This is a genomic window from Actinoplanes auranticolor (assembly GCF_018332655.1).
GTDB lineage: Bacteria > Actinomycetota > Actinomycetes > Mycobacteriales > Micromonosporaceae > Actinoplanes > Actinoplanes auranticolor.
The window spans coordinates 46,585-63,688 of record NZ_BOQL01000014.1 but is presented as its reverse complement, the minus strand read 5'-3'; the positions used below and the strand labels follow the sequence as shown (position 1 = coordinate 63,688).

Genomic DNA, 17,104 nt, shown 5'->3' with positions numbered 1-17,104 from the left:
GAAAGGGGTTACAGCGATGCCAGTCAAGAGCGATGCTCCGGCACTTCCGGGCGCTCGGGCAGTTGCGCGCCACGTGCGCATCTCGCCGAACAAGGCGCGCCGCGTGATCAACCTCGTCCGCGGTCTGCCCGCGAAGGAGGCTCTCACGGTCCTGCAGTTCGCGCCGCAGGCCGCGAGTGAGCAGGTTTACAAGGTGCTCGCGAGCGCGATTGCGAACGCCGAGAACAACGAACGGCTCGACCCGGACGCGCTCCTGGTCAGCGAGGCTTTCGTGAACGAGGGCCCGACGCTCAAGCGGTTCCGGCCGCGGGCGCAGGGCCGGGCGTACCGGATCCGCAAGCGCACCTGCCACATCACCGTGGCGGTCGAGGCGGTTCAGGTGACCACGCCGGCCCGCAAGGCCACGGCCAAGAAGGCCGCGCCGGCCAAGAAGGCCGCTCCGGCGGCCCAGCCGGCCGAGTCCCAGAGCAGCGCAGAGCCGCAGGCGGCTGACGCCGCGTCTCAGAGCAGCACGAAGGGTGCCGAGTAATGGGTCAGAAAGTTCACCCCACCGGGTTCCGCCTCGGCATCTCCACCGACTGGAAGAGCCGCTGGTTCGCGGACAAGCTCTACAAGGACTACATCGGCGAGGATGTCAAGATCCGCCGCATGATGTCCAAGGGCCTCGAGCGCGCCGGCATCTCCAAGGTGGACATCGAGCGCACCCGCGACCGGGTCCGCGTGGACATCCACACCGCCCGGCCGGGCATCGTCATCGGCCGTAAGGGTGCGGAGGCCGACCGGATCCGCGGCGAGCTCGAGAAGCTCACCGGCAAGCAGGTCCAGCTGAACATCCTCGAGGTGAAGAGCCCTGAGTCGGACGCGCAGCTCGTGGCGCAGGGCGTCGCCGAGCAGCTGTCCAGCCGGGTCAGCTTCCGCCGGGCCATGCGCAAGGCGATGCAGTCGGCGATGAAGAACCCGATCTGCAAGGGCATCCGGGTGCAGGTCTCCGGCCGCCTCGGCGGTGCGGAGATGAGCCGCACGGAGTTCTACCGTGAGGGTCGCGTTCCGCTGCACACGCTGCGCGCCAACATCGAGTACGGCTTCTTCGAGGCCCGTACGACCTTCGGCCGCATCGGCGTGAAGGTCTGGATCTACAAGGGCGACTTCGTGCCTGGACGTGAGGTCGCCCCCGAGGCGCCCGCGCGTCCGCGCCGCGACCGCGCCGAGCGTCCCGACCGTCCGCGTCGCGGCCGTTCCGGCTCGTCCGGTACGACCGCAGGCGGCACCGAGGCCGGTCGCGCCGCTCAGGCCGCGGCTGCTACCCCCGCTTCGGCGGAGGCTGCGCCCACGACCGACACCGCCGTTGCTCCGGCTGCGGCCGAAACGCAGCAGGAGGGCTGACACATGCTGATGCCGCGTAAGCCCCCGAAGGGCTTCCGCAAGCCGCACCACCCGGACCGCCACGGCGCGTCCAAGGGCGGCAACCGGGTGGTCTTCGGTGAGTTCGGTATCCAGGCCCTGGAGCCGGCGTACGTGACCAACCGGCAGATCGAGTCAGCTCGTATCGCCATGACCCGCCACATCAAGCGTGGCGGCAAGGTGTGGATCTCGATCTTCCCGGACCAGGCACTGACCAAGAAGCCCGCCGAGACCCGCATGGGTTCCGGTAAGGGCTCGCCGGAGTGGTGGGTGGCGAACGTCAAGCCGGGACGCATTCTCTTCGAGATGTCGTTCCCGAACGAGACGATCGCGCGCGAAGCGATGCGTCGCGCGATCCACAAGCTCCCGATGAAGTGCCGCATCGTGATGCGCGAAGGTGGTGAAAGCTGATGGCAGCCGGCGTCAAGGCTTCCGAGCTGCGTGAGCTCTCCGAAGAGGAGCTGATCTCGCGGCTGCGTGAGTCCAAGGCGGAGCTGTTCAATCTCCGCGTGCAGGGTGCGACCGGTCAGCTCGACAACCACCGTCGTCTGCAGGTCGTCCGCAAGGACATCGCGAAGATCTACACGATCATGCGTGAGCGTGAGCTGGGGCTCTCGGCCGCGCCGACTGAGGTGACTACAGCATGAGCGAGAACGCAGCAGCTGCGCCCCGGACCCAGCGCAAGGTGCGTGAGGGCCTGGTGGTCAGCGACAAGATGGACAAGACCGTCATCGTCGAGGTCGAGGACCGCGTCAAGCACGCCCTTTACGGCAAGGTCCTGCGGCGCACCCGCAAGCTCCAGGCGCACGACGAGCAGAACGCGTGCGGCGTCGGTGACCGGGTCACCCTGATGGAGACCCGTCCGCTGTCGCGTACCAAGCGGTGGCGTGTCGTGGAGATCCTCGAAAAGGCCAAGTGAGTTTGCTGGGCCGGCCGGGAGAGCCCGGCCGGCCCGGCAGCCCGTCCAACCGCCCCACCGCCGCCCCTAACCGGACTGAAGGCAGGGCAACGTTCCGCCAAGCTTCGGCGTGTTGCCGGAGAACTGGCAGACATAGGAGACAGACGTGATCCAGCAGGAGTCGCGACTGCGCGTCGCCGACAACACGGGTGCCAAGGAAATTTTGTGCATCCGTGTTCTGGGCGGCTCCGGTCGCCGTTACGCGAGCATCGGTGACGTCATCGTGTGCACGGTCAAGGACGCCATTCCGGGTGCCGGTGTGAAGAAGGGTGACGTCGTCAAGGCGGTCATCGTCCGCACCGCCAAGGAGCGGCGCCGTCCCGACGGCTCGTACATCCGCTTCGACGAGAACGCCGCCGTCATCATCAAGGACGGTGGCGACCCCCGCGGTACCCGCATCTTCGGCCCGGTCGGCCGCGAGCTGCGCGACAAGCGGTTCATGAAGATCATCAGCCTGGCGCCGGAGGTGCTCTGACCGTGAAGATCAAGAAGGGCGACACGGTCGTCGTCATCGCCGGCAAGGACAAGGGCGCCAAGGGTAAGGTCATCGCGGCCTTCCCGCGGCAGGACAAGGTCCTGGTCGAGGGCGTCAACCGTATGAAGAAGCACGAGAAGATCCGCACGACGCAGCGCGGTTCCAAGACCGGCGGCATCGTCACGCAGGAAGCCCCGATCCACATCTCGAACGTGCAGATCGTGGACTCCGAGGGCAAGCCGACTCGCATCGGCTTCCGGCGGGACGAGAACGGCCAGAAGGTTCGTATCGCGCGTAGCACCGGTAAGGACCTGTGATGACTGCCGCTACCGAGACCAAGACGCTGCCCCGCCTGAAGCAGAAGTACCGCAGTGAGGTCATTGCTGCGCTTCAGGAGCAGTACAAGTACGGCAACCCCATGCAGATCCCCGGCCTGGTCAAGGTCGTCGTGAACATGGGTGTCGGCGAGGCCGCTCGCGACGCCAAGCTGATCGACGGCGCCGTGCGTGACCTGACCACCATCACCGGTCAGAAGCCGCTGGTGCGGCGGGCGACCAAGTCCATCGCGCAGTTCAAGCTGCGTGAGGGCATGCCGATCGGCGCGAAGGTCACCCTGCGCAACGACCGGATGTGGGAGTTCCTGGACCGGCTGCTGTCGATCGCGCTGCCGCGTATCCGTGACTTCCGCGGTCTGGACGGGCGCAAGCTCGACGGCCACGGCAACTACACGTTCGGTCTGACCGAGCAGTCGGTGTTCCACGAGATCGACCAGGACCGGATCGATCGGACCCGGGGCATGGACATCACGGTGGTCACCACCGCCACGACCGACGAGGAGGGCCGGCAGCTGCTCAAGCTTCTGGGCTTCCCCTTCAAGGAGAACTGAGCATGGCTAAGAAGGCGCTGATCATCAAGGCGGCCGCGAAGCCCAAGTTCGCCGTACGGGCGTACACCCGCTGCCAGAAGTGCGGACGTCCGCACTCGGTCTACCGCAAGTTCGGTCTGTGCCGGGTGTGCCTCCGGGACATGGCCCACCGCGGTGAGCTGCCCGGCGTGTCGAAGGCTTCCTGGTAATCCTTGCAATACCGCTTCGCCGTAGGCCCGGGTTTTGCCTGGGAACCCCGGCGAGAAAGGTTGACGAATACCCATGACGATGACGGACCCGATCGCAGACATGCTCACGCGTCTGCGTAACGCCAACCAGGCGTACCACGACAAGGTGACCATGCCCTTCTCGAAGATCAAGGCGAGCATCGCCGAGGTCCTCAAGGCAGAGGGCTACATCGCTTCCTGGTCGGCCGAGGAGCCCGCGGAAGGCGAAGTCGGCAAGCGCCTGGTGGTTGAGCTGAAGTACGGCCAGAACCGCGAGCGCAGCCTCGCCGGCATCAAGCGCGTGTCCAAGCCCGGCCTCCGGGTGTACGCCAAGTCCGACGAGCTCCCGCGCGTGCTCGGCGGCCTGGGTGTCGCGATCGTTTCGACGTCCCAGGGGCTGCTGACCGACCGGCAGGCCCGCAAGCGGAGCGTTGGCGGGGAAATCCTCGCCTTCGTTTGGTAACGGAGACTTAGACATGTCGCGAATCGGACGTAAGTCGATCCCGGTCCCGGCCGGCGTCGACGTCACCATCACGGGCCAGACCGTCAAGGTCAAGGGCCCCAAGGGCGAGCTGTCGCACACCGTCGCCGAGCCGATCACCGTCGAGAAGGCGGAGAACGGCGAGCTGGCGGTCAACCGGCCCAACGACGAACGTCGGGCCAAGGAGCTGCACGGCCTCTCGCGTACCCTGGTCGCCAACATGATCGTCGGCGTCACCGAGGGCTACAAGAAGACGCTGGAGATCAACGGCACCGGTTACCGCGTGACCGCCAAGGGCAAGGACCTCGAGTTCGCCCTGGGCTTCTCGCACCCGGTCAACGTGGTCCCGCCGGCCGGCATCACCTTCACGGTGGAGCGGCCGACGCAGTTCACGGTCGCCGGTATCGACAAGCAGCTCGTCGGCGAGGTCGCTGCGAACATCCGGAAGATCCGCCCGCCGGAGCCGTACAAGGGCAAGGGCGTCAAGTACCAGGGCGAGGTCATCCGCCGCAAGGCTGGAAAGGCAGGTAAGAAGTGACCGCCACGCTGCTCAAGCGCCGCAATGGCGGCGGTGTGTCGTACAAGCGCGCCGTCGGCAAGGCACGTCGGCACTTCCGGGTCCGCAAGAACGTCCGCGGCTCCGCCGAGCGCCCCCGTCTGGTCGTCACCCGGTCCACGCGGAACATCACCGCGCAGATCGTCGACGACCTCAAGGGCCACACGCTCGCGTCGGCCTCCACCCTCGACCCGTCCCTGCGGGGCGGAGAGGGTGACAAGAGCTCGCAGGCCGCCAAGGTCGGAGCTCTCCTCGCCGAGCGGGCTCAGGCCGCGGGCATTTCCAAGGTCGTCTTCGACCGCGGCGGCAACCGGTACGCGGGGCGCATCGCCGCGCTTGCCGCAGCCGCCCGCGAAGCCGGACTCGAGTTCTAGGAGGGAAGACCTATGCCTGGTCAGCAGCGCCGAGGCGGCGGGTCCGGCGGTAACAACGAAGGTGGCCGCCGCGACAACCGCCGTGAGGGCGGTCGCGGTAACGCGCCCGTCGAGAAGACCCCGCATCTCGAGCGGGTCGTAGCGATCAACCGTGTCGCCAAGGTCGTCAAGGGTGGTCGTCGCTTCAGCTTCACCGCCCTGGTGATCGTGGGCGACGGCGACGGCACCGTCGGTATCGGCTACGGAAAGGCCAAGGAGGTGCCCGCGGCGATCGCCAAGGGCGTCGAGGAGGCCAAGAAGCACTTCTTCAAGGTGCCGCGCATCGCCGCGACGATCCCCCACCCGATCCTGGGTGAGGCCGCCGCCGGTGTCGTGCTCCTCAAGCCGGCTTCCGCCGGTACCGGCGTCATCGCCGGTGGCCCGGTGCGCGCCGTTCTGGAGTGCGCTGGCATCCACGACGTGCTCTCGAAGAGCCTCGGCTCCTCGAACCCGATCAACATCGTGCACGCGACGGTGGCGGCCCTGAAGGGCCTGGAGTCCCCGGAGGCCGTTGCGGCCCGCCGTGGCCTCCCGGTCGAGGACGTCGCGCCTGCGGCCATGCTGGCGGCGCGTGCGGAAGCGGCGGTGCACTGATGGCACGCTTGAAGGTCACCCAGCTCCGTTCCGGCATCGGCCGTAAGCAGAACCAGCGGGACTCCCTGCGGTCGCTCGGGCTGAAGCGGATCAACGATGTGGTGGTCAAGGAGGACCGCCCCGAGATTCGGGGCATGATCTTCGCCGTGAGCCACCTCGTCAGTGTCGAGGAGGTCGAATAATGGCGATCAAGGTCCACCACCTGCGCCCGGCGCCCGGCGCCAAGAAGGCCAAGACCCGGGTGGGTCGTGGTGAAGGCTCCAAGGGCAAGACCGCGGGCCGCGGTACCAAGGGCACCAGCGCCCGTTACCAGGTCTCGGCGGCGTTCGAGGGCGGGCAGATGCCCCTCCACATGCGCCTGCCGAAGATCAAGGGCCTGGGCAACCGCCCGCGCAACAAGGTCGTCTTCCAGGTCGTCAACCTGGACCGGCTCGCCGAGCTGTTCCCGAACGGTGGCGAGATCGGTCCGCTGGAGCTGGCCGACGCCGGTGCGGTCCGTCGGGGCCAGCCGGTGAAGGTTCTCGGCTCGGGCGAGCTGGGTGGCGTGGCGCTGCAGGTCTCGGCGCACGCCTTCAGTGAGTCCGCCAAGGAGAAGATCGCAGCCGCCGGCGGTTCCGTCACCGAGCTGTGAGGTTTTCCGGGGATGCTGGCCCGGGCATCGCGAGATGCTCGGGCGGCATCCCCGTTGTGGCGTCTGACCTGGCATTTCGCCAGGGCGGGCGCCGCCGTTCCCCAGGTCGTCCGGTTGCCCTTCGTCCCAGGGTGTTGCACATAGGGCGACCGTGCCTCACAACAGGCACGTCAGACTGTTAAAGTCCGTTCCCAGCTAGGGATATCGGTCGTCCGGACCGATGCCTCCCCCCATCCGCCGGATACTGGCGGTCACCTCGCGCAGGAGGAAGAAGTTGCTCTCCGCCTTTTCCAGTGCGTTCCGGACGCCTGACCTGCGCAAGAAGTTGCTGTTCACAGTAGCGATCATCGCGGTCTATCGGCTCGGCGCCACTCTGCCCAGCCCAGGCGTGTCCTACACCAACGTCCGTAACTGCCTGGACGTGGTGAACAGCACCAACGCCGGCGGCGGGGTGTTGAACCTGCTGAACCTCTTCTCCGGTGGCGCGCTGCTTCAGCTGTCCGTCTTCGCGCTCGGCATCATGCCGTACATCACGGCATCGATCATCCTGCAGCTGCTGACCGTGGTGATTCCCCGCCTCGAGCAGCTCCGCAAGGAGGGTCAGTCCGGCCAGGCCAAGATCACGCAGTACACCCGCTATCTGACGCTGGGCCTCGCGGTCCTGCAGTCCTCGGCTTTCGTCGCGCTGGCCCGCTCCGGCCAGCTCTTCGCCAACGCCTGCCCGCAGGACCAGGCGAACTTCCAGATCGTGCCGACGAACACCGGGATCCCGGTCTGGCTGACTCTGACCATGCTGGTCGTTACGATGACCGCCGGCACAGGCGTGGTGATGTGGCTCGGCGAGCTCATCACCGACCGCGGCGTCGGCAACGGCATGTCCACTCTGATCTTCGCCTCGATCTCCGCCCGCCTTCCCGGCGAGGGCTGGACGATCAAGGAGAGCAGTGGCGTCGCCAAGTTCCTGCTGGTGATCGCCCTGGTGCTGCTGATCATCACCGCGGTCGTCTTCATCGAGCAGGCCCAGCGCCGCATTCCGGTGCAGTACGCGAAGCGCATGATCGGCCGGCGGATGTACGGCGGCACCTCGACGTACATCCCGCTGAAGGTCAACCAGGCCGGCGTCGTGCCGGTGATCTTCGCGTCCTCGCTGCTCTACCTGCCGCAGCTGTACCTGCAGTTCTTCGACCAGAACAATCTCAAGGGTTACCAGCAGTGGATCCAGAACAACCTGGCCAACCCGAGCCACTGGATCTACATCGCCACGTACTTCCTGCTGATCATCTTCTTCACGTACTTCTACGTCTCGATCACGTTCAACCCGACCGAGGTCGCGGACAACATGAAGAAGTACGGTGGTTTCGTCCCGGGCATCCGGCCCGGTAAGCCGACCGCCGACTACCTGGACTTCATCCTCAGCCGGATCACCCTTCCGGGTGCGCTCTACCTCGGCCTGATCTCGGTGCTGCCGAACTTCTTCTTCATCTGGCTGAACAGCGCGCAGTACCAGAACTTCCCGTTCGGCGGTGTGGGAGTGCTGATCATGGTGGGTGTGGGCCTGGAGACGGTCAAGCAGATCGAGAGCCAGCTGATGCAGCGCAACTACGAAGGGTTCCTCCGGTAGTGGGAGCGCGGAGCCGGGGGGCTCTCGCGTCGAAGGTTGGCGAGGCTCGTTCTCACCGAAGCGAGGCGATGTAGGTGCGGCTGGTACTGGTGGGCCCCCCGGGGGCCGGCAAGGGGACCCAGGCTGAGTTCATCGCTGCCCATCTCGCCGTACCGAAGATCTCGACCGGTGACATCTTCCGGGCCAACGTCTCCCAGGGGACACCGCTCGGCGTCGAGGCGAAGCGCTACATGGACGCGGGCAATCTCGTTCCTGACGAGGTGACCATCAACATGGTCCGCGACCGGCTCGCTGAGCCCGACGCCGGCGACGGCTTCCTGCTGGACGGTTTCCCGAGAACCGTCCCGCAGGCGTCGGCGCTCGACAAGCTGCTCGCCGACCTCGGCATCGCGCTCGATCTGGTGATGGAACTGGTCGTCGACGACGACGAGGTGATCCGGCGGCTCTCGGGCCGCCGGACCTGCCGCGGCTGCGGCAAGATCTGGCACGTCGAGTTCGACCCGACCAGCAAGGAGAACATCTGCGACAGGTGTGGCTCCGAGCTGTTCCAGCGGGACGACGACAAGGCGGAGACGATCGCCAACCGGCTCGTCGAGTACGCGGACAAGACCGCGCCGCTGGTGGACTTCTACGGCGCCCAGGGCAAGCTGGTGGGCATCGACGCCACCGGCCCGGTCGAGGACGTCACGGTGCGCGCGATCGACGCCCTGCGGTCGTACGGGGGATAACGATGCGCCGTCCGCAGCTGGACATTCAGCTGAAGACCCCGGAGCAGATCGAGCTGATGCGCGGTGCCGGCCTCGTCGTCGCCGCCGCTCTGGACGCGATGCGCGACGCGGTCGTCCCCGGCGTCTCCACCGCCGACCTCGACGCGATCGCCGAGAAGGTCATCCGGGACGCCGGCGCGGTCCCGTCGTTCAAGGGCTACCACGGCTTCCCCGCCTCGATCTGCGCCTCGGTCAACGAGCAGGTCGTGCACGGCATCCCGGCCGCTGAGCAGGTGCTCAAGGAGGGCGACCTGCTCTCCCTGGACTGCGGGGCCATCCTGCACGGCTGGCACGGCGACTCCGCGATCACCGTCGGCGTCGGCGAGACCGACCCGGCGCTGCTCACCATGGCCCGGGTGGCCGAGGACGCCATGTGGGCCGGCATCGCCGCCGCGGCCCGCGGTGCCGCCAACGGCCGGGGCCGGCTGACCGACATCTCGTTCAACGTCGAGAAGGCCGTCCGCAAGGGCGGCCGGTACGGCATCGTGGACGGCTACGGCGGCCACGGCATCGGCACCGAGATGCACCAGGACCCGCACGTGCTCAACCACGGCAAGCCCGGCAAGGGCCCGCGCCTGGAGCCCGGCCTGTGCCTGGCCATCGAGCCGATGATCACCATGGGCTCGCCCCGCACGGTGGAGCTCGACGACGGCTGGACCGTGGTCACCCGCGACGGCTCGATGGCCGCGCACGTCGAGCACACGATGTGTCTGCTCGACGACGGCGTCTGGGTCACCACGGCCCCCGACGGCGGCCGGGCCCGGCTGGGCGATCTGGTCACCGCCCGGCAACCGGCGGTTGACTCCGTAGCGGAGTAGAAGCCGATGAGCCGTGACGAGATGCGGGCCGGTGACACCGATCGCCAGGCCGTGGCCGACCGGCTCAAGACCGCGCTCGACGAGGGCCGGCTGGATCTGCACGAGTACGACGAGCGGTTGCAGCAGACGTACGCCGCCAGGACCTTCGGTGACCTCGACTCCCTGGTGACCGATCTGCCCGGCACCGTCCCGGTCCAGCAGTCCCGCGTGGAGCCCTATGAGCCGCCCGCTGCGCCCCTGGCGGCGTCCGGCGCTGGTGACATGCGCCGGCCGGGCGGTCCGCCGTTCCTGGCCTCGTACGGCGGTGTGGTGCTGCTCTGCTTCCTCATCTGGGGCGCGTCGTGCCTCGCGTCCGGCGACTTCATCTACCCGTGGCCGTTCTGGATGCTGATCCCGCTGCTCCTCGGCGTGCTCGGCCGGTGGGGCAAGCGCGATCGCTGATGCCGCTCCTGGCCCGTTGCTGGCATGCTGGAGGGTATGGGCCGGGACGAGATGAGAGCGGCCGACGCCGATCGGCAGGCGGTCGCGGATCAGCTGAAGGCCGCGCTCGACGAGGGCCGGCTGGATCTGCACGAGTACGACGAGCGGTTGCAGCAGGCGTACGCCGCGAAAACCTACGGTGACCTGCGCCCGTTGCTCGACGACCTGCCGTCGGCCGCAGTGCCGGTGCCGGCACCGCGGCGACCGTCCGGCTCCATCGCCGCCGCCGGGGTCGACGCCTCCGACGCCCAGTTGGCCCGCCGCTGGGTGCTCGAGGTCTGGTCCAGCTGGATACCGGTGGTCGGGATCACCACCGCGATCTGGCTGATCTCCAGCATCGTGTCGAGCCAACTGCTCGGCTTCTGGCCCATCTGGGTCGCCGGGCCGTGGGGTGTCGTGCTGGTCTTCGTCACCGTGGCCGGCCTCGCCTCCGGTGAGCCCCGCAAGCAGGCCGAGAAGAAGGCGCGCAAGGCGCAGGCGAAGCAGCTCAAGCGGGAGCGCAAGGCGCTGGCGGCCGAGGCCGCCGAGCCGGACGAAGGGGCACCGGAGCGGCCGAAGACGGACAAAAGTCAGGGCTGAGAAGCTGCTCGACACACCCGACCCCGGGTTACGGGGACCTCGGTTTGGTGTCAATGGTCCTCGCGCGTACACTGGCTAGCTGGCGCGCAGCGTCCACTCTTCCATGTCCACCAGCGCTTCGGTGGCGGAGGAGCCGCGGCTGGTCCCGGTGCGAACCCTCGACCCGGGATGAACGTTGTGAGCCCGCCCCAGAACCCGATGTCAGGTAGCGGAGGACATGCCAAAGAAAGACGGAGCCATCGAGATCGAAGGCCGAGTGATCGAGCCTCTGCCGAACGCCATGTTCCGTGTGGAGCTTGCTAATGGTCACAAGGTACTGGCTCATATCAGCGGCAAGATGCGGCAGCACTACATCCGCATCCTCCCGGAGGACAGGGTCGTCGTCGAGCTTTCGCCGTACGACCTGACCCGCGGGCGAATCGTCTACCGCTACAAGTAAGGGTCGCGGGGGCTTTGCCTAGTCCCGTCTGACAGAGAGTCAAGGCACAACCGTGAAGGTCAAGCCGAGCGTCAAGCGGATCTGCAACAACTGCCGGGTCATCCGGCGGCACGGCCGCGTCATGGTCATCTGCAAGACCGACGCGCGCCACAAGCAGCGCCAGGGTTAATTCAACCTCGCTGCCAGGTCCGTACCACTGAACAAGCTCGTCCCAGCCGCGGCGTCATCTCACGATGAAGCGCGGTTTCACCCCCGGTCGGAGGCCGGGGCCCCACCCGGGCAGGTGGGGATGGGCCGGGCACAGACCTCCGTGAGACACCTGAGGAGTACGCCCACTTATGGCTCGACTCGTCGGCGTCGATCTTCCCCGCGAGAAGCGGATGGAGATCGCGCTCACCTACATCTTCGGGGTCGGTCGGACCCGCGCCGTAGAGGCGCTCACCTCGACCGGCATTGACCTGAACAAGCGCGCCAAGGACCTCACGGACGAGGAGCTGGTCCAGCTCCGCGACTACATCGAGGCCAATTTCAAGGTTGAAGGCGACCTGCGCCGCGAGGTCGCCGCCGACATCCGCCGCAAGGTCGAGATCGGCTGCTACGCCGGCATCCGCCACCGCCGGGGTCTCCCCGTCCGCGGACAGCGGACGCGGACCAACGCTCGTACCCGCAAGGGTCCGAAGCGCACGGTCGCTGGCAAGAAGAAGCCCGGTCGGAAGTAATAGGAGCGCACTGACTTATGCCACCGAAGGCACGCGCCGGAGCACCCGTCAAGAAGGTCCGGCGCAAGGAACGCAAGAACGTCGCCCACGGGCAGGCGCACATCAAGAGCACCTTCAACAACACCATCGTGTCGATCACCGACCCGACCGGTGCTGTGATCTCCTGGGCCTCGTCCGGCCAGGTCGGCTTCAAGGGCTCCCGCAAGTCGACTCCGTTCGCCGCGCAGCTGGCCGCCGAGGCCGCCGCCCGTCGGGCCATGGAGCACGGCATGCGCAAGGTCGACGTGTTCGTCAAGGGCCCCGGCTCCGGCCGGGAGACCGCCATCCGTTCGCTGCAGGCCGCGGGCCTCGAGGTCGGGCAGATCTCCGACGTCACGCCGCAGCCGCACAACGGTTGCCGTCCGCCTAAGCGTCGCCGGGTCTAAGGGAGAGATCGAAGCATGGCTCGTTACACAGGGGCGGACTGCAAGCGCTGCCGCCGCGAGAAGATGAAGCTGTTCCTCAAGGGCAGCAAGTGCGACGGGCCGAAGTGCCCGTTCGAGTCGCGTCCCTTCCCGCCCGGCCAGCACGGCCGCGGTCGGACCAAGGAGACCGAGTACCTGCTCCAGCACCGCGAGAAGCAGAAGGCCCGCCGTACCTACGGCGTGCTCGAGAAGCAGTTCCGCGGTTACTACGAGGAGGCTGTCACCAAGCCCGGCAAGACCGGTGAGGTGCTGCTGCAGATCCTCGAGTCGCGTCTCGACAACGTCGTCTACCGGGCCGGCTACGCCGCGTCCCGCGACATGGCCCGTCAGCTGGTCAAGCACGGCCACCTGCTGGTCAACGGAGTCAAGGTCGACATCCCGTCGTACCGGGTGAAGGACCACGACATCGTGCAGGTCCGGGAGAAGTCCCGCGAGATGACGCCGTTCGTGGTCGCGCAGGCCCAGGCGGGTTCCCGCCCGGTGCCGGCGTGGCTGGAGCCGATCCCGAGCGAGATGAAGATCCTGATCCACTCGCTCCCGGCCCGTCAGGTGATCGACACCCAGGTCCAGGAGCAGCTGATCGTCGAGCTCTACTCCAAGTAGCGCTCAGGTCCCGGCACCCTCCACGGAGGGTGCCGGGACTGCACCACCACAGGACGGGCTTCATATAGCGGAAGCCCCGAACGAAAGAAGAAACGCGTGCTCATCAGCCAGCGCCCGAGCCTCTCCGAAGAGTCGCTCAGCGAGACCCGCTCCCGGTTCACCATCGAGCCCCTGGAGCCGGGCTTCGGCTACACCCTCGGCAACTCGCTGCGCCGGACCCTGCTGTCGTCCATCCCGGGCGCGGCGGTCACCAGCATCAAGATCGACGGCGTGCTGCACGAGTTCACCACGATCCCCGGTGTCAAGGAGGACGTGGTCGAGCTCGTCATGAACGTCAAGGAGCTCACCGTCAGCTCCGAGCACGACGAGCCCGTCAGCATGTACCTGCGCAAGCAGGGCCCGGGCGACGTCACCGCGGGCGACATCCAGCCCCCGGCCGGCGTCTCCGTGCACAACCCCGACCTGAAGCTGGCCACGCTCAACAGCAAGGGCCGGCTCGACATGGAGCTCACCGTCGAGCGGGGTCGTGGCTACGTCACGGCCGCGCAGAACAAGAACGCCGGCGCCGAGATCGGCCGCATCCCGGTCGACTCCATCTACTCGCCGGTCATGAAGGTGACCTACCGCGTCGAGGCGACCCGTGTCGAGCAGCGTACCGACTTCGACCGCCTGATCATCGACGTCGAGTCGAAGGCGTCGATCTCGCCCCGGACCGCGCTGGCTTCCGCCGGTTCGACCCTGGTTGAGCTGTTCGGTCTCTGCCGCGAGCTGGACGAGACCGCCGAGGGCATCGACATCGGCCCGTCCCCGCAGGACGCGCAGCTGGCCGCCGATCTGGCCCTGCCGATCGAGGAGCTGGACCTCACCGTCCGGTCGTACAACTGCCTCAAGCGCGAGGGCATCAACACCGTCGGTGAACTCATCGGGCGGACGGAGGCCGACCTTCTGGATATAAGGAATTTCGGTCAGAAGTCGATCGACGAGGTCAAGATGAAGCTCGCCGGTATGGGCCTGGGCCTGAAGGACAGCGCGCCGTCCTTCGACCCCGCGCACGTGGTCGACTCGTTCGGCGACGTGGACTACGACACCGACGACTACCGCGAGACCGAGCAGCTCTAATCCCGGCTGCCGCGTGAGCTGGGCGGCTGTGCCGCCCGGCAGGAATTTCAACGAGGAGCAAGAAGATGCCCACGCCCACCAAGGGTCCCCGCCTCGGCGGCAGCCCGGCGCACGAGAAGCTGCTGCTGGCCAACCTGGCCACGGAGCTCTTCCGGCACGGGAAGATCAAGACCACCGAGACCAAGGCGAAGCGCCTGCGCCCCTTGGCGGAGCAGCTCATCACCAAGGCCAAGCGCGGCGACCTGCACTCGCGCCGCCGGGTCCTGGGTGTCGTCAAGGACAAGGACGTCGTCTACTCGCTGTTCGAGCAGATCGCGCCGCGGTACACCAACCGCCCGGGTGGCTACACCCGGATCACCAAGGTCGGTATCCGCAAGGGTGACGCCGCTCCCATGGCCGTCATCGAGCTGGTCGAGGAGCTGCAGGTCGCGGCCACCACCGCGCCGGCCAAGAAGGCGGCCCGCAAGGCCGCCGCGCAGCAGGACAAGGTGGAGGCGCTCGCCCGCGAGGACGAGGCGGTTTCTTCGTCTTCTTCGGCTGACGCTGGTGCAGACCAGGACGCCGAGCCGCCGGTGAACGCTTCCGGTGACAAGGGTGCCGAGGGCCCGGGCGACCAGGCCGAGGGCGAAGACCCCGCCGACGCCAAGGCCTGATCTTCAGCTAGGCAGGAAAGGCCCGGCACCCTTCGTGGGTGCCGGGCTTTCTTTTTCCGTACGGCTTCCTTGTCCACGAATCAGCAGAGGACTGCCCCCACATGACCGAGGCCACCCGCCTGCGCCTGGACGTCTCCTACGACGGCCGGGAGTTCTCGGGCTGGGCCGTGCAGCCGTCCCGGCGCACCGTAGCCGGGGTGCTGGTCGAGGCGCTGGAGCGGCTGGTCGGCGCGGAGGTGCCGCTCGGTCTGACCGTGGCGGGTCGCACCGACGCGGGCGTGCACGCTACGGGGCAGGTGTGCCACATCGACCTGCCTACGGCCGTGTGGGAGTCGTTGTCGGACTCGCTGGTGCGGCGTCTCGCCGGATTGATGCCGCCGGACGCGCGGGTGCGGGCAGTCACGCCGGTGCCGTCCACGTTCGACGCCCGCTTCTCTGCCACCTTCCGGCGTTACGAGTACCGGGTGGCGGACACGGCTTTCGGGCCGGAGCCGCTGCGGCGTTACGACACGATCGGCTGGATGCGGCCCCTCGATCTGAGCCGGTTGCGGGAGGCGGCGGCCGGGCTGGTCGGGCTGCACGACTTCGCGGCGTTCTGCAAGCGTAAGGAGCACGCCACCACCGTGCGGGCCATCACCCGGCTGGAGTGGCGGCGGGAGCCCGACGGGGTCGCCGTGGCCACCGTGCAGGCCGACGCCTTCTGCCAGGCGATGGTCCGCAGCCTGGTCGGCGCCATGCTGAGCGTGGGCGACGGCCGCCGGGACCCGGACTGGCCGGCGAAGCTGCTGACCCTGCGGGAGCGGTCCAGTGAGGTCACCGTCGCACCGGCGCACGGACTGACCCTGATCGCGGTCGGCTATCCCGACGAGACCCAGTACGCGGACCGGGCCGACGCCACCCGCCGGCTACGGGTCTAGCGTCCGGGCCCCGATGACCTGCGCGCCGAGGTACCGCTCGACCAGCTCGGTGGTGATCCGGGCCGCGTACGGGTCGTCATCGGCGACGAGCTGACCGTCGGGCCGGGCGATGACGCAGTACAACAGGTAGTGACCGCGGCTGTGCCAGCCCACCTGGGCCAGCGGCTCGCCCAGCGGGTCACCGGCCGACCCGCCGAGCATGGTGAAGGTGCCCCGGCCGTTCTCCACCAGAGTGCCGGCCAGCTCGCTGACCTGCGCCGCCCCGCTGTCGTCGGCGAGATTGAAGACGCCCGCGGTGACCAGGTAGCCGCCGTGCGGCGCGGCCAGCCGGGCCCGGACGACGTGGTCGCAGCCGTAGTCGTCGAGCAGCCCGCCCAGTTCACCGACCGTGGCGGTCCGGCACACGGTGTCGCTGTGGGTGAGCTGCACCGGGTAACCCGCGTCGCCGGCGGCGAGCCGGACCGTCGGCTCGGGGAAGACTTCATGCTGGGTCAGCGGCTCGGGGTCGACCGCCCGGGAGGTGATCCGGGGCTCGGAGCCCGGCAGAGCAACGGAGTCCCGCCCGTTCCCCCGGCGCTGCTCGGCGACGATGAAGAACGCGCTGAGTCCGACGATGGCCAGGACGATCAGCGCGGCCAGCCCGCGCATCACCGTCTGCAGAGCCTGTTGGGGTTCCCGGGGTACCCGCCGCTGCAGGGCGTGGCGTTGGTGGGTGGCAGCGGCCGGCCATTGCCCGCTGCGGGACAGCCGGTGCTGCGGCGTCGCCGGCCGGTCCGCCACCGTGGGGTGCAGGTCCGCCCACTCCACGGCCGGGGACTCGACCGCCGGCAGGTGCCCGGCCGGACGCCGGCTCCCCAGGAACCGGTGGCCGGGCAATCGGACGCCGGGAGTCCGGGTGCCGGGAACTCGGGTCTCCGGGAAGCGGGCGGACTGGATCTGGGCGGCCTGGAACTCGGCGGCCAGCCGTACCACGGTCTGCAGTCCCACCGGTCGCAACCGGACCGTCCGCAGCCCCGCGGTCTCCCGCCCCGAGTGCCGCGGGCCCGGGTGCAGGTCGTCGCCGTCGTGGGTGACGGCGATGGTGGCTGTCCGGCCCGGGATGTGACGGTGCCGGTCGGGTGCCCGGTGGCCGCGCGTCCGGCGGGCCATGGCCTGGCGGATGATCGCCTGCCGGGCGCGGGCGTGTCCGGCCTGCGCCTGGCGCACCAGGCCCTGCGGGGTCAGCGACGCGAGTCCGCCCGCCGGGCCGGCGCGGTGGGCGGAGCGGGGGTGCGGATCGCCAGGCATGCAGGCCACGGTAGGAGGGCACCCTGGTCGATGGACG

General features: G+C 68.3%; 29 protein-coding genes. 28 read left to right on the top strand and 1 reads right to left on the bottom strand.

Annotated features, from left to right (window positions below):
- Nucleotides 1-16 precede the first annotated feature (16 nt).
- The 28 genes from rplV (at nt 17) to truA (ending at nt 15,780) form a co-directional block, all read left to right on the top strand.
- Nucleotides 17-529 (top strand): 50S ribosomal protein L22, encoded by a 513-nt coding sequence (gene rplV, locus Aau02nite_RS06145; RefSeq protein WP_212987328.1) that lies wholly within the window; start codon nt 17-19, stop codon nt 527-529.
- Nucleotides 529-1,383, top strand: coding sequence for a 30S ribosomal protein S3 (rpsC, locus tag Aau02nite_RS06140; protein WP_212987327.1), 855 nt, complete (start codon nt 529-531; stop codon nt 1,381-1,383). Before rplV ends, rpsC begins: the two co-directional genes overlap by 1 nt.
- A 3-nt stretch (nt 1,384-1,386) precedes the next feature.
- Nucleotides 1,387-1,812: a 50S ribosomal protein L16 gene (gene rplP, locus Aau02nite_RS06135; RefSeq protein ID WP_212987326.1), complete on the top strand. Its 426-nt coding sequence runs from the start codon at nt 1,387-1,389 to the stop codon at nt 1,810-1,812.
- On the top strand, nt 1,812-2,048 hold the full coding sequence (gene rpmC / locus Aau02nite_RS06130) for a 50S ribosomal protein L29 (protein ID WP_212987325.1): 237 nt from the start codon (nt 1,812-1,814) through the stop codon (nt 2,046-2,048). The genes rplP and rpmC overlap by 1 nt, the downstream gene beginning before the upstream one ends.
- Nucleotides 2,045-2,320 carry a 30S ribosomal protein S17 gene (rpsQ, locus tag Aau02nite_RS06125; RefSeq protein WP_212987324.1) on the top strand — a complete coding sequence of 92 codons (276 nt, stop codon included), beginning with the start codon at nt 2,045-2,047 and terminating at the stop codon, nt 2,318-2,320. The genes rpmC and rpsQ overlap by 4 nt, the downstream gene beginning before the upstream one ends.
- Nucleotides 2,321-2,465: 145 nt before the next feature.
- A complete protein-coding gene (gene rplN / locus Aau02nite_RS06120; protein WP_212987323.1) occupies nt 2,466-2,834 on the top strand; it encodes a 50S ribosomal protein L14 in 369 nt (122 codons plus the stop codon).
- The gene (rplX, locus tag Aau02nite_RS06115) at nt 2,831-3,151 is read left to right on the top strand and encodes a 50S ribosomal protein L24 (RefSeq protein WP_212987499.1); all 321 of its coding nucleotides are present in this window, start codon (nt 2,831-2,833) and stop codon (nt 3,149-3,151) included. The genes rplN and rplX overlap by 4 nt, the downstream gene beginning before the upstream one ends.
- Complete coding sequence (gene rplE, locus Aau02nite_RS06110) at nt 3,151-3,720, top strand: 50S ribosomal protein L5 (protein ID WP_212987322.1); 570 nt, start codon at nt 3,151-3,153, stop codon at nt 3,718-3,720. Before rplX ends, rplE begins: the two co-directional genes overlap by 1 nt.
- A gap of 2 nt (nt 3,721-3,722) precedes the next feature.
- Nucleotides 3,723-3,908, top strand: a complete 186-nt coding sequence (locus Aau02nite_RS06105; protein ID WP_023358191.1) for a type Z 30S ribosomal protein S14 — start codon at nt 3,723-3,725, stop codon at nt 3,906-3,908.
- A 73-nt stretch (nt 3,909-3,981) separates the two neighbouring features.
- The gene (rpsH, locus tag Aau02nite_RS06100) at nt 3,982-4,389 is read left to right on the top strand and encodes a 30S ribosomal protein S8 (RefSeq protein WP_203776587.1); all 408 of its coding nucleotides are present in this window, start codon (nt 3,982-3,984) and stop codon (nt 4,387-4,389) included.
- Nucleotides 4,390-4,402: 13 nt separating this feature from the next.
- On the top strand, nt 4,403-4,945 hold the full coding sequence (gene rplF, locus Aau02nite_RS06095; RefSeq protein ID WP_212987321.1) for a 50S ribosomal protein L6: 543 nt from the start codon (nt 4,403-4,405) through the stop codon (nt 4,943-4,945).
- Entirely contained in the window at nt 4,942-5,337 is a 396-nt protein-coding gene (rplR, locus tag Aau02nite_RS06090; protein WP_212987320.1) for a 50S ribosomal protein L18, read from the top strand. The genes rplF and rplR overlap by 4 nt, the downstream gene beginning before the upstream one ends.
- A gap of 12 nt (nt 5,338-5,349) precedes the next feature.
- Nucleotides 5,350-5,970, top strand: coding sequence for a 30S ribosomal protein S5 (gene rpsE, locus Aau02nite_RS06085; protein WP_212987319.1), 621 nt, complete (start codon nt 5,350-5,352; stop codon nt 5,968-5,970).
- The gene (gene rpmD, locus Aau02nite_RS06080; protein ID WP_203776584.1) at nt 5,970-6,152 is read left to right on the top strand and encodes a 50S ribosomal protein L30; all 183 of its coding nucleotides are present in this window, start codon (nt 5,970-5,972) and stop codon (nt 6,150-6,152) included. The genes rpsE and rpmD overlap by 1 nt, the downstream gene beginning before the upstream one ends.
- Entirely contained in the window at nt 6,152-6,601 is a 450-nt protein-coding gene (rplO, locus tag Aau02nite_RS06075) for a 50S ribosomal protein L15 (protein WP_212987318.1), read from the top strand. Before rpmD ends, rplO begins: the two co-directional genes overlap by 1 nt.
- 274 nt (nt 6,602-6,875) lie before the next feature.
- Nucleotides 6,876-8,222: a preprotein translocase subunit SecY gene (gene secY, locus Aau02nite_RS06070; protein WP_212987317.1), complete on the top strand. Its 1,347-nt coding sequence runs from the start codon at nt 6,876-6,878 to the stop codon at nt 8,220-8,222.
- A gap of 74 nt (nt 8,223-8,296) precedes the next feature.
- Complete coding sequence (locus Aau02nite_RS06065; protein ID WP_125804098.1) at nt 8,297-8,950, top strand: adenylate kinase; 654 nt, start codon at nt 8,297-8,299, stop codon at nt 8,948-8,950.
- 2 nt (nt 8,951-8,952) lie between these two features.
- Entirely contained in the window at nt 8,953-9,807 is an 855-nt protein-coding gene (gene map / locus Aau02nite_RS06060; RefSeq protein WP_212987316.1) for a type I methionyl aminopeptidase, read from the top strand.
- 6 nt (nt 9,808-9,813) lie between these two features.
- Nucleotides 9,814-10,248: a DUF1707 SHOCT-like domain-containing protein gene (locus tag Aau02nite_RS06055; RefSeq protein WP_246594941.1), complete on the top strand. Its 435-nt coding sequence runs from the start codon at nt 9,814-9,816 to the stop codon at nt 10,246-10,248.
- Between the two features lie 51 nt (nt 10,249-10,299).
- The gene (locus tag Aau02nite_RS06050; protein WP_212987497.1) at nt 10,300-10,866 is read left to right on the top strand and encodes a DUF1707 SHOCT-like domain-containing protein; all 567 of its coding nucleotides are present in this window, start codon (nt 10,300-10,302) and stop codon (nt 10,864-10,866) included.
- A gap of 217 nt (nt 10,867-11,083) precedes the next feature.
- Entirely contained in the window at nt 11,084-11,305 is a 222-nt protein-coding gene (gene infA / locus Aau02nite_RS06045) for a translation initiation factor IF-1 (protein WP_007073013.1), read from the top strand.
- A gap of 52 nt (nt 11,306-11,357) precedes the next feature.
- Nucleotides 11,358-11,474, top strand: coding sequence for a 50S ribosomal protein L36 (rpmJ, locus tag Aau02nite_RS06040; protein WP_015619018.1), 117 nt, complete (start codon nt 11,358-11,360; stop codon nt 11,472-11,474).
- Nucleotides 11,475-11,643: 169 nt separating this feature from the next.
- Nucleotides 11,644-12,024 (top strand): 30S ribosomal protein S13, encoded by a 381-nt coding sequence (rpsM, locus tag Aau02nite_RS06035; protein ID WP_203776578.1) that lies wholly within the window; start codon nt 11,644-11,646, stop codon nt 12,022-12,024.
- A gap of 17 nt (nt 12,025-12,041) precedes the next feature.
- Nucleotides 12,042-12,449 carry a 30S ribosomal protein S11 gene (gene rpsK / locus Aau02nite_RS06030; RefSeq protein ID WP_015619020.1) on the top strand — a complete coding sequence of 136 codons (408 nt, stop codon included), beginning with the start codon at nt 12,042-12,044 and terminating at the stop codon, nt 12,447-12,449.
- A gap of 15 nt (nt 12,450-12,464) precedes the next feature.
- Entirely contained in the window at nt 12,465-13,091 is a 627-nt protein-coding gene (gene rpsD / locus Aau02nite_RS06025) for a 30S ribosomal protein S4 (protein WP_203776576.1), read from the top strand.
- 96 nt (nt 13,092-13,187) lie between these two features.
- Entirely contained in the window at nt 13,188-14,210 is a 1,023-nt protein-coding gene (locus tag Aau02nite_RS06020) for a DNA-directed RNA polymerase subunit alpha (protein ID WP_130510652.1), read from the top strand.
- Nucleotides 14,211-14,275: 65 nt separating this feature from the next.
- Nucleotides 14,276-14,863, top strand: coding sequence for a 50S ribosomal protein L17 (gene rplQ, locus Aau02nite_RS06015; protein ID WP_212987315.1), 588 nt, complete (start codon nt 14,276-14,278; stop codon nt 14,861-14,863).
- A 101-nt stretch (nt 14,864-14,964) separates the two neighbouring features.
- Nucleotides 14,965-15,780, top strand: a complete 816-nt coding sequence (truA, locus tag Aau02nite_RS06010; RefSeq protein ID WP_212987314.1) for a tRNA pseudouridine(38-40) synthase TruA — start codon at nt 14,965-14,967, stop codon at nt 15,778-15,780.
- Here the strand turns inward: truA and Aau02nite_RS06005 are convergent.
- Nucleotides 15,769-17,067: a hypothetical protein gene (locus tag Aau02nite_RS06005; RefSeq protein ID WP_212987313.1), complete on the bottom strand. Its 1,299-nt coding sequence runs from the start codon at nt 17,065-17,067 to the stop codon at nt 15,769-15,771. The two genes, truA and Aau02nite_RS06005, sit on opposite strands and share 12 nt — an antisense overlap.
- Nucleotides 17,068-17,104 lie beyond the last annotated feature (37 nt).

Excerpts from the sequence above, each read along its gene's own strand:
- Aau02nite_RS06055 (WP_246594941.1), top strand. The coding sequence starts at position 9,814 with ATGAGCCGTGACGAGATGCGGGCCGGTGACACCGATCGCCAGGCCGTG.
- rplF (WP_212987321.1), top strand. The coding sequence starts at position 4,403 with ATGTCGCGAATCGGACGTAAGTCGATCCCGGTCCCGGCCGGCGTCGAC.
- rpsE (WP_212987319.1), top strand. The coding sequence starts at position 5,350 with ATGCCTGGTCAGCAGCGCCGAGGCGGCGGGTCCGGCGGTAACAACGAA.
- Aau02nite_RS06050 (WP_212987497.1), top strand. The coding sequence starts at position 10,300 with ATGAGAGCGGCCGACGCCGATCGGCAGGCGGTCGCGGATCAGCTGAAG.
- Aau02nite_RS06005 (WP_212987313.1), bottom strand. The coding sequence starts at position 17,067 with ATGCCTGGCGATCCGCACCCCCGCTCCGCCCACCGCGCCGGCCCGGCG.
- rpsM (WP_203776578.1), top strand. The coding sequence starts at position 11,644 with ATGGCTCGACTCGTCGGCGTCGATCTTCCCCGCGAGAAGCGGATGGAG.
- truA (WP_212987314.1), top strand. The coding sequence starts at position 14,965 with ATGACCGAGGCCACCCGCCTGCGCCTGGACGTCTCCTACGACGGCCGG.
- rplP (WP_212987326.1), top strand. The coding sequence starts at position 1,387 with ATGCTGATGCCGCGTAAGCCCCCGAAGGGCTTCCGCAAGCCGCACCAC.
- rplQ (WP_212987315.1), top strand. The coding sequence starts at position 14,276 with ATGCCCACGCCCACCAAGGGTCCCCGCCTCGGCGGCAGCCCGGCGCAC.
- rpmD (WP_203776584.1), top strand. The coding sequence starts at position 5,970 with ATGGCACGCTTGAAGGTCACCCAGCTCCGTTCCGGCATCGGCCGTAAG.
- rpsH (WP_203776587.1), top strand. The coding sequence starts at position 3,982 with ATGACGATGACGGACCCGATCGCAGACATGCTCACGCGTCTGCGTAAC.
- infA (WP_007073013.1), top strand. The coding sequence starts at position 11,084 with ATGCCAAAGAAAGACGGAGCCATCGAGATCGAAGGCCGAGTGATCGAG.
- map (WP_212987316.1), top strand. The coding sequence starts at position 8,953 with ATGCGCCGTCCGCAGCTGGACATTCAGCTGAAGACCCCGGAGCAGATC.
- rplV (WP_212987328.1), top strand. The coding sequence starts at position 17 with ATGCCAGTCAAGAGCGATGCTCCGGCACTTCCGGGCGCTCGGGCAGTT.
- rpsD (WP_203776576.1), top strand. The coding sequence starts at position 12,465 with ATGGCTCGTTACACAGGGGCGGACTGCAAGCGCTGCCGCCGCGAGAAG.
- rpsQ (WP_212987324.1), top strand. The coding sequence starts at position 2,045 with ATGAGCGAGAACGCAGCAGCTGCGCCCCGGACCCAGCGCAAGGTGCGT.
- rpmC (WP_212987325.1), top strand. The coding sequence starts at position 1,812 with ATGGCAGCCGGCGTCAAGGCTTCCGAGCTGCGTGAGCTCTCCGAAGAG.
- rpsC (WP_212987327.1), top strand. The coding sequence starts at position 529 with ATGGGTCAGAAAGTTCACCCCACCGGGTTCCGCCTCGGCATCTCCACC.
- rplE (WP_212987322.1), top strand. The coding sequence starts at position 3,151 with ATGACTGCCGCTACCGAGACCAAGACGCTGCCCCGCCTGAAGCAGAAG.
- rpsK (WP_015619020.1), top strand. The coding sequence starts at position 12,042 with ATGCCACCGAAGGCACGCGCCGGAGCACCCGTCAAGAAGGTCCGGCGC.
- Aau02nite_RS06105 (WP_023358191.1), top strand. The coding sequence starts at position 3,723 with ATGGCTAAGAAGGCGCTGATCATCAAGGCGGCCGCGAAGCCCAAGTTC.
- rplO (WP_212987318.1), top strand. The coding sequence starts at position 6,152 with ATGGCGATCAAGGTCCACCACCTGCGCCCGGCGCCCGGCGCCAAGAAG.